Genomic DNA, 16524 nt, shown 5'->3' on the forward strand with positions numbered 1-16524 from the left:
TAAACTCAATATTTGGACTGGTTCCCAGGCTGCTAACCACAATCCAAATCAATGTTTAATTCAATTCTAATCTTATTAATAACTTCAAAACTGAAGGCAACCTATTTCAGGCAATGACACTTAGCTTTATTTTTTTAATTTAATTCATCAAATATTGTCAACAGCAGATGTAGCTAAAAGCTAACAGCTTCCTACCCATTCATCTCTGCCGTCACAATTGGTAACCTCGGGTCTGAGCCTTTCCAGGTACCGTAGATCCAGTCGTGATCGGGGTCGGAAGTGTTGGCCAGGGATTGGTCGCTGCCGGCCAGGAAATTGAGATAATAAACATGGTAACCGTGTCCTGCCACAACCGGGTGATATCCTTTGGGAACGAGTACCGCTTCGTTGTTTTTAACCCGGACGATCTCGTCCAGGGATCTGTCTTCGGTATAAACCTGCTGGATCGCGTAACCCTGCGGCTTGTCAATTTTATAAAAGTAAATCTCTTCCAGGTTGGCTTCGATGAGTGTTCCGTCGGCTGCTACTTTGCGGTCGTCGTGTTTGTGGGCCGGGAAGGAACTCCAGTTGCCGGAAGGTGTATACACTTCCACGCAAACAATTTTGTGACAATCGAAACCTGGTTCCAATAAGCTGTTGATCTGACGGTTTGCATTGTCCCCGCCGCGGTATTCAATGGCAGCTTCTTCCGGGCGTTTCATTCTGGGCGGATGATCTTCGTCGGTCAATACTTTGCAGATTGCAATGTCGGTGTCAGGAGATTGAGCGGTTAGAACAAAGTCGGTATTTCGGGATAGATACATCGCGTGGCCGATCCCGCTGAAAACGTCTTTGCGGCCATTTCTCGTTTCCCACATCTGGTCAGCTGCCTCTACTTTGAAATTACCACCCAATAACACGATGCAATATTCATAATCTCCCGTGTTGTCCGAGATTTGTTCATTCACATCCAGTATTTTAGCTTCGAAGTTCAAATAAGTCCATCCGGCTTGTTGTGCTGTGAGTGAATGATACGTTTTATTATCGGCATTGGGTTTAATCAGCAGGTCGCTCATTGTAGTAAATTCAAATACATTTGCACAATGATAGTGTTGTATAAATTAAACACAAAATGTAAATATGTTTATATTGAATGCAAACGTTTGAAAAAATTTATAAGATTTAATTGGCATAATTCAACAAATGAATTCCTCCCGTCCCGTTACCATTAAAGACATTGCGCGCCGTTTTCGTTGCTCACCTTCCACGGTTTCCAGAGCCCTCAACGACCATCCCGCGATCAACGAAGATACCCGGAAAAATATCCAGGAATACGCCAAAGAAGTGGGTTACCAGCGTAATGAGGTGTCTTTGAGTTTACTTAACAAAAAGACCGCGTCGCTGGGAGTCGTTGTGCCGACGATCAGTAATTACTATGAAACGGCCGTGATTGAGGGGTTGCATACGGTGTTGCAGCCACTCGGTTATACGCTGAATATTTGCGTGACCAATGAAAATTACCTGCTCGAAAAAGAGTACCTGTCGAAATTGTTGTCGAACCGCACAGAAGGGATTTTTTTATCGGTTTCACAAGAGACTTATGACTCAGGTTATTACGAACATCTGGAAAGTGTAATCCAGCGAAAAACACCGCTCATTTTTATCGATCGCGAGTATGAAGATTTCGAAACCAGCCGCGCAACGGTAGACGATTATCATGGCGCGTTTGCAGCCGTGGAGCATTTGATCACGATCGGCTACAAACAAATCGCCCATTTAAAAGGCCCGAACGGTCTAACCGTTTCCGAGCAGCGTTTTAAAGGCTATGTGGATTGTTTAAAAAAATATGAAATGCCGGTCCGTGACGAACTGATCATCAACACCAATTTCAAAGTGGAAAGCGCCATTGTGCCCACGAAAAGATTACTTGAAATGGCGTCGCCGCCGGACGCAATTTTCGGTGTAAACGATCAGGTAGCGATTGGCGCAATGCGTGTTGTGAAGGATAAAAATCTAAAAATCCCGCAAGATGTCGGCCTCGTCGGTTTCGACAATTCCCCCATTTCCGCCTACACATTTCCTTCATTAACCACCGTCAGCCGCCCCGGCCGCAAAATCGGAATGGAAGCCTCGCGTTTGTTCATGAACCAGATCAACGGTTCGGGTGACTTTTCTCATGAAAGCATTGTGTTGCCGTCGGAGCTGGTAATCAGAGAATCGTCGCTGCGGATTTAAAAAATATTTCCTGAGAGCTGTTACTTTTCTCAAATGTGACGTCTTAATGAAAACTAATCATTAACACGTACGAAATGAATACTAAAACTTGGAAGGAAATAAAAGATGAAATTTTCGGGAAGGTTGGCACTTCGTGGCGAGACGAGCTTGAAAGAGATTCCGAGATATTTCAGTCCAAATTGCGGGAGAGGGAAAGGAGGCTTGCTAGGAAGCCAAGTGTCGCAAGATTTTATTATCTTGGATCTAAATGGCATTACAGTATGACAGAGCTAACAATTGACAAAAAGAAATACATTCTGATTCCAGAAAAGAAATTTCAGGAATTACAAAAGAATGCCGCAAAAAAATGGAAGCCCGAAAAAGCATTCGCTATTTCAGAAGCTCGGGAATATAGCAAGGCACGCATTAGAGAATGGGCTGCCGAAAAGTAATTGGACGACAATCTGTCGCTGACAATATAGCTGGTATCGCCTGGTTTGTAGAATCAAAAGGGTTGATCAAAACGGCAGAAAAGTTTTCGGACTCGGTCTATGACTTTATTGAGAAGTTGGGTGAGGCTGAAAGAACATATAGTATTTGCAGAGAACCGGATCGCGCGCTTATGGGGTATAAATGTATTTCTTATCAAAAGAAGTATACAATTGTGTTTATCGAATCTGCGAAAGAATTAACCATTTGTGAGTTCACACCATCAAAACTAATTCACTGGTAGAATGGAATAAATGCAAAAGCCGGAGAGTTTTTCTCCGGCTTTTGCATTTAACCTCAAATCCTGATCAATAACCATCATTCTGCTTCAAATACCCCGGAAGGTTTGAGGCGCCGTCAATTGCGGTTTGTGGGATTGGGAAGATCCTTTTCTTGACGTCCGAGTTGGTTTTCTCAGTCCATTTACCTTCGTATTTTCCGAACCGGATCATGTCGCTTCTGCGCAGCATTTCCCAGTAAAACTCAAAACCTCTTTCACGAAACAGTAAATCCAATGTCATGCTGGTCAGAGCCGGAGGAGCCAATGTTGCTGTTCTCGATGCACGCACGAGGTTTACATCTGCCAATGCACCAGCCGCATCGTTGCTTTTACGCAGTTTCGCTTCCGCACGCATTAAGTAGATGTCCGCAAGGCGCAAAATCACGATATCCGCCTCACCTCGGTTCCGGCCTGTATTCGATTTGCTGCTGAATTCGTATTTCTCCACGCGATAACCTGTGTTGTAATTGCTGCCTGCCGTTGTAAAATCAATCAACTCAGAGAAACTTACCGGCAGATCGGCGCGGTTTCGGGTCACATAAGTAAGTTTACCAACCTTCAATTTTCCGTCAGGGCATCTCACAAATGCACCATTCACGCGCAATGCCCCATATTGCTGACCTCTCAAAATGCCACGGTTGATCTTATAATCCGCGTCATTGATGCAGGTATCCGCCTTATTGGTGTAAATGGACATGTTTTGTTTGTAAAACCGTGGATCGCGGCTAGGATCTACCGCACCATAAGCCTGGACCCAGGATTGGTAGAAATCGGAAGTGATGCCTGGGCCGTCCGTTCCGTTTGCGGCTGGAAATTCGGCGAGCGGGAACTGGTCTCCCGAGATCGAGAAATAAGCCATACGGTTATGTCCGTTCAGTTCGGCTCGTTGGTCTACCGCAAAAATCAGCTCGTCGTTCGTATGGTTGTTATCTGAAAAAATCGAGAAATAATCGGGTGATAACTTAGCCTGCCCCGAAGCAATGATCTTGTCGGTATACTGGATTACTTTATCCATATCTCCCGGCTGAAAATCGAACGTCTGTCCATATATGTTGCGATAAACTGCTGCGTTGAGATACAATCTTGACAACAGACCCCACGCCGCCGCCTGGTTCAAACGTCCCGGCCCCACGACTGACTTGGGTTGAAGCAACGGCTCAACATCGAGCAGCTCGCTTTCAATGTATTTTACAGCCTCATCACCTCTCACAATAACCGAAGGTGCGCCCGGATCTTCTTTTACGAAAGCGATCCCGAACATATCCAGCATGATCAGATTGTAATAAGCCCGCATGCCACGTGCCTCCGCCAAATACACTGCTGCGCCAGGCGATGTTGAGTTTTTATAGCTGCTAATCGCTGTAATGGATCTTGAAATGGACTGCACCAGCGTGTTCCAGGTACTGTTTACATTGGGATCTGTACTGGTCGTATTATGCGCGTGCAACGCCAGGTAAATGCCATTGTCGCCCCAGTCGGTACCGCCGCGGTAGGGCAGGATTGCTTCGTCGGTCGATATTTCCTGCAATGCAAAATAGGTAGTATGCTGAAACAGGTTTGGCAACAATGCGTAAACGGGCGCGATAAGTCCGTTTGCAGTGGCTTCTTCGGACAGTTGCGCGCTGAGCGTTTCGTCCAGAACTTCTTCTTTAAGATCGGTGCAGCCGTTTGACAGAAATAGCAAACCGGCAACCGTACATATAAGTGATAATTTCTTTTTCATCGGTTATTTATTAAAAGCCAACATTTACACCAAACAATACCGTCCTGGCTTTTGGATAACTCAGGTAATCAATCCCGTACGAAGTAATGCCATTGACGGAGCGATCATTGTTCACCTCAGGATCGTAGCCATCGTATTTCGTCCACACAGCCAGGTTTTGACCAGTGATCGACAGACGAACGGTTTGTACCCATTTGTTAATGCCGAGTTTGGTGGTATTGAGATTATAGCCCAGCACCAGGCTGTTAAGTCTCAGATAGGCTCCGTTTTTGAGATACCTGGTAGAAACCGGCGCAGAGTTATTGACGGATTCGGCAGCCTCAGTAAATGCTTCACGTGTTACGTTCACACCTTTCGAAAGCTTCAATTTGTAGAAGTTGGAGTTTGCGGTATTGTCATAAACCTTGTTACCGGCAACGCCATTAAAGTTTGCGATCAATTCAAAGCCTTTGAATGCGATGTTTCCATTGAAGTTATACATCCGGGTTGGCAGGGCGGTTCCGGCAGCTACACGGTCTTTATCCGTAATGATACCATCACCATCGATGTCACTGAACTTGCTGATTCCTTTCTCATCAAATCCAATAAACTCTTTCAGGAAGAAAGTGCCGATCGGTTCATTGCTGAGGTATCCGTTAATCGTCGCGGATGTCAACCCCGATCCTTGTGCCGCACCTGACGGAATAACGGAATAAGGCGAGTTTTCTACATTGTTTTTAATAAATGTAATGTTACCTCCAATGGAGTATCTGAGTCCGTTATCCAGTGAATTTCTATAATTCAGGTCTATTTCAAGTCCTTTGTTAATGATGCGCATATCCGGCACATTTGTCCAGAAAGTACCTGCCGGCTGAACAGGATCGGAAGGAATTACTTCCAAAAGGATCTTTTCAGAGGTTTTGGTAAAATAATCCACTTCACCGCTCAATGCACCTTTGAACAATGCAAAATCAAGACCTATGTCTGTTTGGCGTGATACTTCCCATTGAATGTTCGGGTTTGCAAGCCTTGTGTACGTGGTTCCGGCCGGGAAGTTGCCCGAGCCGTCGAGCGGATAGCTGGTTGTTCCTGAAACGGATGACGTAAAACGTGCCTGGGTGATTTTGGAAGGGATTTCCTGATTTCCTGTTGATCCCCAGCCCGCACGAAGTTTCAGGTCAGAAAATGGGGAAGACTTCATGAAAGGTTCTTCCGAAATTCTCCAACCTAACGAGAACGACGGGAAATAACCGTATTTGTTATTGTCACCGAATTTGGACGAACCATCCACACGTAACGTTGCGGTAGCCAGATATTTATCTTTCAAACTATAATTCGCGCGGCCGAAGAAAGACTGCAGTTCATTAATGGTTGCGAAACCTCCCGGATGGTTCTGTACCAGGTTAAGATCCTGTCCGAGACCCGGATTGTAAATGGGCTCGATGTCCGAGATCGGGAATTTGTTTACACTGAAATCACGTCCCTGGATAAAGATCCGTTGGTATGAATGCCCAACCAATGCACTGAAAGTGTGGGTTTTGTTACTAACCGTATAGGTCAGATAGTTTTCGAGCAGGCGGTTCGTGTTTTTCAGGTTATATGTTTCAAATCTTCCGATTTCATACGGAATGGTATTTGGCAAAGTCTGTTTGTCCTGAACCGAAGTGGACTGGTCGAGACCAAAGTTGAGTTTGTAAACCAGGCCTTTAATGATCGTTACTGAAGGTGAAATGCTTGCCAGTACACGGTTTGTACTCAAAAGCTCTTTATACAATTTCAATGAGACCAATGGATTGGTGCCGTCCTGGTACTGATACGGCGATCCGTCTTCATTGTATGGCTTGTAAGTCGGATTGGCAGTAATTGCCCCGCCGATGATACCCTGGATGTTCGGACGCTGGTTTTTAGTATTCGTCGCATTCAGGTTCACGTCCAGCGTTACCCGGTCATTCAGCAATTTCTGAGTAAGGTTAATGCGGCCTGTGAAACGGTCCTGCTGACTTCCTTTCAATATTCCCTGTTGCTTCTGGGCCCCGAATGAACCATAATAAGTCATTCTATCGGTACCTCCGCCAATGGAAATATTGTGGTTATGCGTCGTTGCTTTCCGTGAAACCTCTTTCTGCCAGTCGGTATTTGCTTTTCCGTCGATGATGCTTCCGCCAAGTTTGGTTCCTTCGGTTAAGAATGTTGGACCGTCGAGCACATCCAGTGGGCGTGCTATGGTAGAAATGCCCAGCGTTCCGGAGTAAGTAACACTCGCCTGTCCCGATTTCCCCTTCTTCGTAGTGATCAAAATGACACCGTTTGCGCCTCTCGCTCCATAAATGGCTGTTGCAGACGCATCTTTCAAAACGTCAATGGATTCAATATCCTGTGGGTTCAGAAAGTTGAGCGGGTTTGTGTCACCGCCGGTGCCGCTGTTGTCCAGGGCCATTCCATCGACAACAAAAAGTGGCGTACTGCCTGTGCGTACCCCGCCCGGACCACGAACGGTAATGTTCGTTTTACCGCCCGGCTCACCGGTCGCGGATGTAACATTTACTCCGGAAACTTTACCTTGCAAAAGTTGCTCGGGAGAGTTGATGATACCGGCATTGAACTCTGCGCTTTTTAAAGACTTGACAGAACCGGTGATATCCTTTTTAACCGTACTTCCATAACCGACTACTACTACTTCGCCCAGATTGGAAGCCGCTTCTTTCAACCGGATCTCGATGGAATTGTTATTCGTTTCGGTTAACAGAAAATCGTTCAGCGATTGTTTTTCAAATCCTATGTAACTGAATTCCAGATTATACCTGATTCCAGTTTGCAGGTTTGCAAATGTAAATACACCTGCTTCATTGGTGGTCGCACCTTGCTTATTTCCGCCGGCAACATCCGAAATCACGACGGTAACACCTGGCAAACCGTCGGTCGTGCCGTCGGTCAGTACCTTACCTGTGAGGGTGATTTCTTTCAAAGTGTTCATGTTTTTTGCAACATGCGAAGGATTGTTTTCCGGAACTGGTATCCCGGCAACAGACATTGCATTTATGCCAAGAACGGCCGTCATCTGCAAAAGGCAGCACCGAATTATCCCCGTTCTGACTGATAGAGTCAAAATTTTTGTCATACAAAGTGGATTATGGTTTTCATTAAAACTTGAGAGTGAATTGATAGTTATGGAAAGGTCATTACACAAGATTACAATTTGTATTTTTAATATAAATTATAGAAAATAGACAATACGCTATGCAAACGTTTGAAATTTTATGCAAACGTTTGAAAAAATATTGAGAATAAATTGGACTGAAAATGGAAATGAGGAGACGGCACTTTTAGGATCCGGTTAAGGTCTCAAAAGTCGGTTATCCGGATCAGAAAGGGGCTAGAATGACGTTTAAGGAATTGTTAATTGATCGTTTAGAACATCTTTTACACGTCTTGCCGCAGCACCTCTAATGGTGGCCTTGATAAAATTCCCCGGCTATTTACAAGTCCGATAAAGACGGTCATGAGTGAAACAAACAGGAAAACGCCGATTACCGGCAGGATTTCGGGATTGAATTCTGCTTCGAAACTGAATTTGGCCAGCGACCAGCTTCCGGCGACGGCGATTAAAATTCCGGTGAATGCGGCCAGCGAGCCCAGGAAAAAATATTCCAGTGCTGTAATGGCGAATATCTGATTGCGGCTGGCGCCGAGTGTGCGAAGTAAAACGCTTTCCTGCAGTCGCTGATATTTGCTGATCAATACGGATGATATGAGGACGATTAAACCGGTAAGAATACTGAAACCCGCCATGAAACGGATCACAAAGCCGATTTTATTGAAAATATCGTCGAGCAATCTCAAAACCAATGCAAGATCGATAATGGCGATATTCGGAAACTGGCGCACAATCGCCTGCTGGAATGTAGCCGAAACCTGGGGATTCGGTACGTGGGTCAGCATCGCGTGGAATTGAGGCGCATCTTCCAGTACGCCCGTCGGAAATACAACCAGAAAGTTTGTCTGTACCGCTCCCCAGTTTACCTCTCTCAGGCTCGAAACGGTCGTCGGCATGAGCGTACCCTGTACATTAAAAACCAGTGTATCACCCAGTTTGATCCGGCTACGGTCTGCAAAACCCTGTTCCAGCGAAACGGGGATGAGTCCGGCCGCTTTATTGTAAACTCCCTGCCATTTTCCTTTTGTGATTTTTTCGGAAGAAGTCGTCGAATCCCGGAATGTTACCCGGTACTCTCTGCCAAAAATACGTCGCGACTGTTCCGCGGTGGTGTCACCTTCAAAATCCGCTGCCGTTTTGCCATTCACTTCTTCAAGTCGCATATTCACGATGGCAACGCTTTGGTTCACAGGGACTTTGTGCGCTTTGGCGATGGCAAGAACACCTTCTTTCTGACTTCCCTGAATGTCGAATAAAACGATGTTCGGCTGATTCCCGCTCGTAGATAACCGAACTCTTTCCAGTAAAATGGTCTGAATAAAAAAGAGGGTACAAATCAGCGATGTCCCCAAACCAATCGACACGATCAATATAGATGTCTGATTATTGGGTCGGTACAAATTCGCAAGTCCCTGCCGCCACAGGTAACTCCACGAGGTCGGGAAAAACCTGCGAACGAGCCAGGTTAGCGCGATCGCCATGGCATAAAGAACCAAAAAGGCACCGACAATACTGATTGTGAAAATCAATGCTTCGATCCACGTCCGCATTTGGAGGAATGCAAAACCGAAAATGAAGAGCACGATCAGGACATATAGTAACCAGGTTACCGGATCACGGTCAAGCTTAATGGGGTCGAGTGAAATGCGCAGTACGTTGAGCGGGGAAACACGCCGGATCGAGAGCAATGGGGGCAAAGCGAACAATACCGAAATCAGGATGCCAATCGCCAATCCCTGACCGATTGACAGCCACGAAATGCTGGTGGTTAACTCAAAAGGAAGCAGATCTTTGATCACGAAAGGTAAAAACTGCTGAATGGCTGTACCCAATAGGGCGCCTAATACAGAGCCGATTATTCCAATTCCGAGGATCTGGATCAAAAAAATCAGAAATGCCTGACTTCCTTTTACCCCAAGACATCTCAGGATCGCAATGGAATTGAGTTTTTCACGAATATAAATATGGATCGCACTCGCAACGCCAATGCAGCCGAGCAGCAACGCGACGAAACCGACCAATGCGAGAAAACGGGTAAGGTCTGCAAATGAGCGGCCGGTATCTTCTTTCTGTTCCTGAACGGTATTATAGTCGAGATCATACGATTCAAAACGCGGTTCCAGTCTTTTCACCAATGCTTCTACATCCGTTTTTGCGGGAAATTTGAAGTAGTACCGGTACGCAACCCGGCTTCCTTTTTGCATTAAACCGGTCTGGCCGAGGTAACGCATTGGAATGTAAACGGTTGGTGCAACCGAACTGGTAATTCCAGTGGACCCGGGTGCTTTTTCGAGAATGCCGGCAATGAGAAATGTAACCTCACCAATTTTAATGGAATCGCCCACCTTAGCCTGGTATTGCAGCATGAGTGTCTGGTCAACCAATGCTTCTTTTCCCGCCCGAAATGTCTTTTCGGCTGTTACCGGGATGGTTTCGAACTTCCCGTAATAAGGATAATCGCCTGAAATCGCTTTTACCTGCGCAAGACGGTTTCCCCCGCTTTTGGCAAAATAAACCATCGAAGCAAAACTACGCTCCTCGGACCGGTTCTTTCCCAGCGAATCCACCAGTTCTTTGGCTTTATCCTGAACCGCCCGGTTTCCATATAACGCAAGATCAGCACCGATGAGCGTAGCAGCCTGCTCGTCGATATTGTCTTTTAAATTATCCCCCAAAGAATAAATAGCGACCAGTGCCGCGATGCCGAGGATAATGGAGGAAATGAAAAGCACGAGACGCGAGCGGTTTTTCCGGCTGTCGCGCCACGCCATTTTCAGTAACCAGGAAAAATTTATTTGATTTTGCATGTTATATGGAGTAGACTTGGTAAGTCTTGAAGACGGGGTCGCCCTAGACTTGCCAAGTATTTATTCAACCAGCTTGCCACCTTTAATACGGATTATCCGTTGCGTTTTCGCCGCCAGTTCCAGGTCGTGCGTCACCACCACAAGCGTCGTGCCCGCTTCTTTATTTAAATCAAAAAGCAGTTTTACGACTTTTTCGCTGGTTTCGGCATCAAGGTTACCCGTAGGTTCGTCGGCAAAAAGGATCCTGGGCTGGTTTGAAAATGCGCGCGCCAGCGAAACACGCTGCTGTTCGCCGCCGCTCAGCTGGGTAGGGTAGTGGTGACCACGCTCAGCGAGACCGACTTTATCAAGCAGATCCAATGCACGCGGTTTTATATTTTTTTCACCTCTCAATTCAAGAGGTACCATCACATTTTCGAGAGCGGTGAGTGTCGGCAAAAGTTGGAAGTTTTGGAAAATAAAGCCGACATACTGGTTGCGTACTGCTGCGAGCTGATCTTCATTTAGCCCATTCAGCGTGGTGCCGTGAAGCGACACGGTGCCGGAAGTAGATCGGTCGAGGCCGGCACAGAGACCTAACAAAGTCGTTTTCCCACTTCCCGATGGGCCAACAATGGACATCGTAGAACCTGCTTCGACTGAGAAATTGATGTTATTTAAAACGGTCAGGGACCGGTCGCCGCTTTTATATATTTTACTTACCTGCTGCAGATCTAATACGGTATCCATCAATTGTTTTTAATGTTATGTTTGCGTGGTGTTATGTTGGGCAACCTGTTACGGAAACCTCTTTTGGCAACTCCATCGAGCTGAATTTGGTTCTTTTCGAATTGTGTTCCACATAAATATAGTTTAAACGGCGTTTAAAACTAAACGAGCGGCTTTATCGCTAAAACTCAATACATTATTTGTTAATCATAATGAAATATTCTTTGAACATCTTAAAGTCATTCATACTCGCACTGGTTTTGTTTTCGTGCGGCAGTGACAAAAAAGAACAAGACGAAACTAGTAAGGATACATTAAATGGCTCTGTAAAAGAGCCGGTTGCGAGGAAGAAAACCATTGTTTTCTTCGGAAATAGTCTTACCGCAGCCTACGGTCTCGACGATCCGTCTCAGGGTTTCGCTGGCCTGATCCAAAAGCGTATCGACTCGCTGAAACTGAATTATAAGGTCATTAATGCGGGTGTCAGCGGTGAAACGACTTCGGGGGGAAACAGCAGGATTGACTGGCTTCTGAAACAGCCGCTCGACATTTTTGTCCTCGAACTCGGGGGCAATGACGGCCTGCGCGGGATACCTGTCACCGAAACCAGGAAAAATTTGCAGGCGATTTTGGATAAAGTCCACGCCAAATATCCGGATGCGAAACTTGTACTTGCCGGCATGCAGATCCCGCCGAATATGGGTCAGAAATATGCTTCCGAATTTCGGGCAGTTTATACAGAAATTGCTGCAAAAAACGAGCTGACCCTCATCCCGTTTCTGCTGGAAGGCGTCGGTGGCGAGGCGAAACTCAATTTACCGGACGGCATTCATCCAACCGCCGAGGGTCATAAAATCGTTGCGGAAAACGTCTGGGACAAGATCAAAGACCTTCTGACTTAGACTGTGTAATTCTCATTTCCATGCAATGGTTTCGCTCCATGATTGTTCCAGGCAGTGACGATTTCGAGTCTGTCCTCGATGGTTTTTGGTGTAAATGAAATTACAAATCCGGATTCTTTAATGACTGACTGGAAGTATTCCGTATGCTGTTGCTGGCCGAGCGGCTCATGATGCAGTGGATGGTTGGCATCAGGTGCAACCACATGGATTTCTTCCGGTTCGTAACCCCGGTAAGTCAGTTCATCATACGCTTTTTGTGCGGAAAGTTCGTCTGCAAATAATGCGTTGACCAAGGCCGGATAGTCGTATTCAAAGGTATTTTCCATGTTTTTGATATTTTAAATGCGAATTAGTAATGCAAATCTGAAGGTGATTTTAACCAGAAAGGCCCGGAACATGATCTGATCAGTTCCGGGCCTTTTTTGAAGATTAGATCTTTTCTCTACACAACTCTGTCGCCACGAATTAAACGGAGAATGATTGCAACTACCGCAATCACAAGCAAAATGTGAATAATGTTACCCATTCCGAAACTTGCGAATCCGAAATAGCCGATCAACCATAGTATCACGAGGATGACAGCTATTGTATAAAGAAGATTTCCCATTGTCTTGAATATTTTGAAGTTATAGTAAGATAGATTTACTGGGATTATATCAATTTAAGTGCCAGACCAAACCAATCAAATTAAGACGTTATTATTCCCCGGATTCTACAATATTTGTGGGAAACAAAAAAGTTACACTGTTAAGTTGTAGAAAAAATTCACAAAGCCCTTTTAAAATGAAAAAAGCGTTTTTACCATTCCTGCTTCACTTTCTGTTTATTTATTCCGCTTCACTGGCAGCCGTAGTCGACACTGTAGACGTGTATAGCGCCAGTATGAAAAAAACGCTTAAAACCGTGGTAATCAGACCAGATAACTACGGATCTGCAGAACTTCCGGTTGTTTATCTTTTGCACGGCTACAGTGGAAATCACGCCGATTGGATCAAGAAAGCGGTCGGTTTTCAAAAGGCGGCGGATCAGTACAATGTTCTCATCGTATGTCCGGATGGCGGTTTCAGCAGCTGGTACTGGGATAGTCCGGTTGATAAGCAATCACAGTACGAAACCTACATTTCGAAAGAACTGGTTGCTTTTGTAGATGGTAAATACAAAACGATCAAAGACAAAAAGGGACGAGCGATCACGGGTTTGAGCATGGGCGGACATGGTGCATTGTACCTGGCATTCAAACATCAGGATGTTTTCGGCGCGGCAGGGAGTATGAGCGGAGGCGTGGATATCCGACCATTTCCAAACAACTGGGATATGGCAAAACGACTTGGTACATACGCGCAACAACCCGAACGCTGGGAGGAAAATACCGTCATCAATATGCTTCATTTGCTTACACCGAATAATCTGGCCATTATCATCGATTGCGGAACGGACGATTTCTTTTTCCGGGTTAATGAAAAACTGCACGAACAATTGCTGTACCGAAACATCCCGCACGATTACATTACCCGCCCCGGCGCCCACAACTGGCCTTACTGGACCAATGCCATTCAGTTTCAAATGCTGTTTATGAGTAATTTTTTTAGCAAGAAATAAGGTTGTCAAAACCGCATTTATGAAGTTCATATATCTATTTCCTGCATTATTCTTTGCCTGTTTTAATGGGCTGGCGCAAAATGTGAAGAGCGAGCTGCCCGATCCATTGACTTTTAATAATGGTCAAAAGGTAAAGTCAATAAAAGAATGGCCGGCGCGGCGGGCGGAAATACTGGAAATCATGACGACCCAGATGTACGGAACATCGCCGGGCAAACCAGCTGATATTCGCTTCGAAGTTTTTGACCAGGATAAAAAAGCATTAGGCGGAAAAGCGACCCGGAAACAAGTAACGATACATATAAAGGAGAAAGGGAAAGAAGCAAGTTTTGATCTTCTGATCTACATTCCAAATAAAGCCATACGTCCGGTTCCAGCCATTATGGGGATCAATTTTATTGGTAATCAGGCTGTTCATGCAGATCCGGGTATCAAACTGACCGCAGCCTGGGTGGAAAATAGCAAAATGTTCCCATGTGGAGATGCTGGAAAAGCTACGGAAGCTTGCCGCGGAGTAAATGCGGGTCAGTGGGATATTGACAGCATTCTGGACAACAGTTATGCATTTATAACCATGTACCGGGAAGAAATTGCGTCCGACCGGAAAGAGACGATGTTCCAAACGGGTGTTCATACACTTTATCCTGAACTGCAGAACCGCGAAGACAATTTCAGTACCATGGCCGCCTGGGCCTGGGCATTGAGTCGCGGAATGGATTACCTCGAAACCGATAAAGACATTGATGCAAAACGTGTCGCCGTCTTTGGTTTTTCAAGATTAGGAAAAGCGGCACTCTGGGCGGGTGCCACGGATCAGCGGTTTGCGGCGGTACTGAGCAACGAATCAGGCGCCGGTGGCGGAAAACAGTTTCGACGCGGAATTGGAGAAAATATCAAACGACTTTGTACGGTTTTCCCGCATTGGTATACCAAAAATTTGACCAAATACATTGATAAAGACACCGAGCTGCCATTTGATCAGCATTTCGTAATGGCGCTCATTGCGCCCCGGCCGGTATATCTGGCAACAGCCGAAGGTGATACGCAGGCGGACCCGAGGGGTGAATTTGAAACTGCAAAAGCGTCCGATCCCGTTTATAAATTTTTAGGTACCAAAGGCTTCAACGCCACTGCATTTCCTGCTCTGAATCAACCCATTTACGATCAGATTGGGTTTCATATACGTCCTGGCGGTCATGATGTTACCAATTTCGATTGGGCACAGTTCCTAAAATTCTCTAATTTACACTTCCAAAAATAGACCTAACCTAATATTCAATTTCACTTTACAGCTAAATGAGCAACTATTCCTCGTCTGTCCAGTCAGACGCCCCGAAGTTTACAGACAATAAGTACCTCGTAACCCTCATTTTTGTAACCTCTCTTTTCATGTTTTGGGGCATCGCCATCACGATGGGGGATGTGTTAAACAAACATTTTCAGCACGTTTTGAGTCTTACGAAAACACAGTCTGCCTTTGTGCAGTTTGCCATTTTCGGGGCATATGGCGTGATGGGGATCCCGGCGGGATTGTTCATGAAAAGGTTTGGGTACAAAAACGGCGTTCTTTTCGGATTGACACTTTTCGCGATCGGATCCTTTTTGTTCGTGCCTGCGGCAGCTGCGGCTTCATTTCCATTCTTCGGAGGCGCATTATTCATTCTTGGATGCGGTATTTCAACCCTGGAAACAGTCGCTCACCCTTTCGTGGCATCATTGGGCGACCAGCGTACGAGTGATATGCGTATCAATTTTGCGCAGGCATTCAACGCATTGGGAACGATCATCGGCCCTGCGGTCGGTTCTTATTTTTTGCTGAGAAACAATGTGGAAGGCAGTACGGATCTTACTTCCGTAAAAACCCTGTACATCGTAATCGGCAGTGTAATTGCTACGATCGCCGTGTTGTTTTCATTTGTGAAAGTCCCTGCTCTCACAGATCCCCATGTTACTGTTGATCCGGAAGCTGCCAATGTAGACACACATCCTGAAAAAGGCCTTTTCGAGCATAAACATTTTAAATGGGCTGTACTTGCGCAGTTTTTCAATGTTGCGGCGCAAGCTGGTACCTGGGCCTTTTTTATTAATTATGGCCATGAAAAAATGGGTTTCACAGACGCCGTTGCCGGAAACTGGATGATCCTGTTCTTTGTGCTGATGCTCGCCGGGCGGTTTATAGGGACTTTTCTGATGCGTTTTATCGCGCCGCATTCATTGCTCGCCGTTTTCGCAGCCTGTAACATCGTCATGTGCCTCATCATCGCTCAAAGCCTTGGCTGGCCATCGTTCATTGCATTGTTGATGCTCAACTTCTTTTTCAGCATCATGTTCCCAACCATTTTTAGCCTTGGTTTAAAAAACCTTGGAGCTCACACGCAGCAGGCTTCTTCGTTTATCTCAATGGGCGTCGTAGGAGGAGCATTTTTCCCATTTGCGATGGGCGCAGTAGCCGAACACGATGTAGCCACGGCATATTATCTGCCCATTATCTGCTACACCGTGATTTTCTTTTTTGGTTATAAATTTTACAAGGTTCAGCACTAAGCTTTTAGCCGTTAGCGATTAGCTAATTGTCATTGCCTGAAATAGGTTGCCTTCAGTTTTGAAGTTATTAATAAGATTAGAATTGAATTAAACATTGATTTGGATTGTGGTTAGCAGCCTGGGAATCAGTCCAAATATTGAGTTTA

Annotated in this window: 13 protein-coding genes; 6 read left to right on the forward strand and 7 right to left on the reverse strand. The window is 45.6% G+C overall.

The features are described from left to right. Positions 1–191 precede the first annotated feature (191 nt). Positions 192–1055, reverse strand: coding sequence for a 5-deoxy-glucuronate isomerase (gene iolB, locus LZG72_RS28785; protein ID WP_233878684.1), 864 nt, complete (start codon positions 1053–1055; stop codon positions 192–194). Between the two features lie 127 nt (positions 1056–1182). Between iolB and LZG72_RS28790 the strand changes: the two genes are divergently transcribed. After that, a complete protein-coding gene (locus LZG72_RS28790; RefSeq protein ID WP_233878686.1) occupies positions 1183–2214 on the forward strand; it encodes a LacI family DNA-binding transcriptional regulator in 1032 nt (343 codons plus the stop codon). 74 nt (positions 2215–2288) lie between these two features. Next, positions 2289–2645, forward strand: a complete 357-nt coding sequence (locus LZG72_RS28795) for a hypothetical protein (protein ID WP_233878687.1) — start codon at positions 2289–2291, stop codon at positions 2643–2645. Between the two features lie 345 nt (positions 2646–2990). Here LZG72_RS28795 and LZG72_RS28800 read toward each other — a convergent pair whose 3' ends face one another. From LZG72_RS28800 to LZG72_RS28815, 4 genes are all read right to left on the reverse strand, one after another. After that, the gene (locus tag LZG72_RS28800; protein ID WP_233878689.1) at positions 2991–4685 is read right to left on the reverse strand and encodes a RagB/SusD family nutrient uptake outer membrane protein; all 1695 of its coding nucleotides are present in this window, start codon (positions 4683–4685) and stop codon (positions 2991–2993) included. A 10-nt stretch (positions 4686–4695) separates the two neighbouring features. Next, positions 4696–7695, reverse strand: a complete 3000-nt coding sequence (locus tag LZG72_RS28805; protein WP_409017757.1) for a SusC/RagA family TonB-linked outer membrane protein — start codon at positions 7693–7695, stop codon at positions 4696–4698. A gap of 389 nt (positions 7696–8084) precedes the next feature. After that, positions 8085–10625 (reverse strand): ABC transporter permease, encoded by a 2541-nt coding sequence (locus LZG72_RS28810; protein ID WP_233878692.1) that lies wholly within the window; start codon positions 10623–10625, stop codon positions 8085–8087. Between the two features lie 60 nt (positions 10626–10685). Then, entirely contained in the window at positions 10686–11354 is a 669-nt protein-coding gene (locus tag LZG72_RS28815; protein WP_233878694.1) for an ABC transporter ATP-binding protein, read from the reverse strand. A gap of 191 nt (positions 11355–11545) precedes the next feature. On the opposite strand from LZG72_RS28815, the gene LZG72_RS28820 reads away from it, so the two are divergent. Then, positions 11546–12235 carry an arylesterase gene (locus LZG72_RS28820; RefSeq protein WP_233878695.1) on the forward strand — a complete coding sequence of 230 codons (690 nt, stop codon included), beginning with the start codon at positions 11546–11548 and terminating at the stop codon, positions 12233–12235. Here LZG72_RS28820 and LZG72_RS28825 read toward each other — a convergent pair. Further along, entirely contained in the window at positions 12232–12561 is a 330-nt protein-coding gene (locus LZG72_RS28825) for a hypothetical protein (protein WP_233878696.1), read from the reverse strand. The genes LZG72_RS28820 and LZG72_RS28825 overlap by 4 nt on opposite strands. Before the next feature lie 116 nt (positions 12562–12677). Continuing rightward, positions 12678–12842 (reverse strand): lmo0937 family membrane protein, encoded by a 165-nt coding sequence (locus LZG72_RS28830; RefSeq protein ID WP_157486687.1) that lies wholly within the window; start codon positions 12840–12842, stop codon positions 12678–12680. 176 nt (positions 12843–13018) lie between these two features. Between LZG72_RS28830 and LZG72_RS28835 the strand changes: the two genes are divergently transcribed. From LZG72_RS28835 to fucP, 3 genes are read left to right on the forward strand one after another with little or no spacing between them, the layout of a single operon-like run. Further along, the gene (locus tag LZG72_RS28835) at positions 13019–13834 is read left to right on the forward strand and encodes an alpha/beta hydrolase family protein (protein ID WP_233878698.1); all 816 of its coding nucleotides are present in this window, start codon (positions 13019–13021) and stop codon (positions 13832–13834) included. A 19-nt stretch (positions 13835–13853) separates the two neighbouring features. Next, positions 13854–15095 carry an acetylxylan esterase gene (locus LZG72_RS28840; RefSeq protein WP_233878699.1) on the forward strand — a complete coding sequence of 414 codons (1242 nt, stop codon included), beginning with the start codon at positions 13854–13856 and terminating at the stop codon, positions 15093–15095. A gap of 35 nt (positions 15096–15130) precedes the next feature. Next, positions 15131–16378, forward strand: a complete 1248-nt coding sequence (fucP, locus tag LZG72_RS28845; protein WP_233878701.1) for an L-fucose:H+ symporter permease — start codon at positions 15131–15133, stop codon at positions 16376–16378. The last annotated feature ends 146 nt before the right edge of the window (positions 16379–16524 follow it).

Source organism: Dyadobacter sp. CY323, from assembly GCF_021390245.1.
Lineage (GTDB): Bacteria > Bacteroidota > Bacteroidia > Cytophagales > Spirosomataceae > Dyadobacter.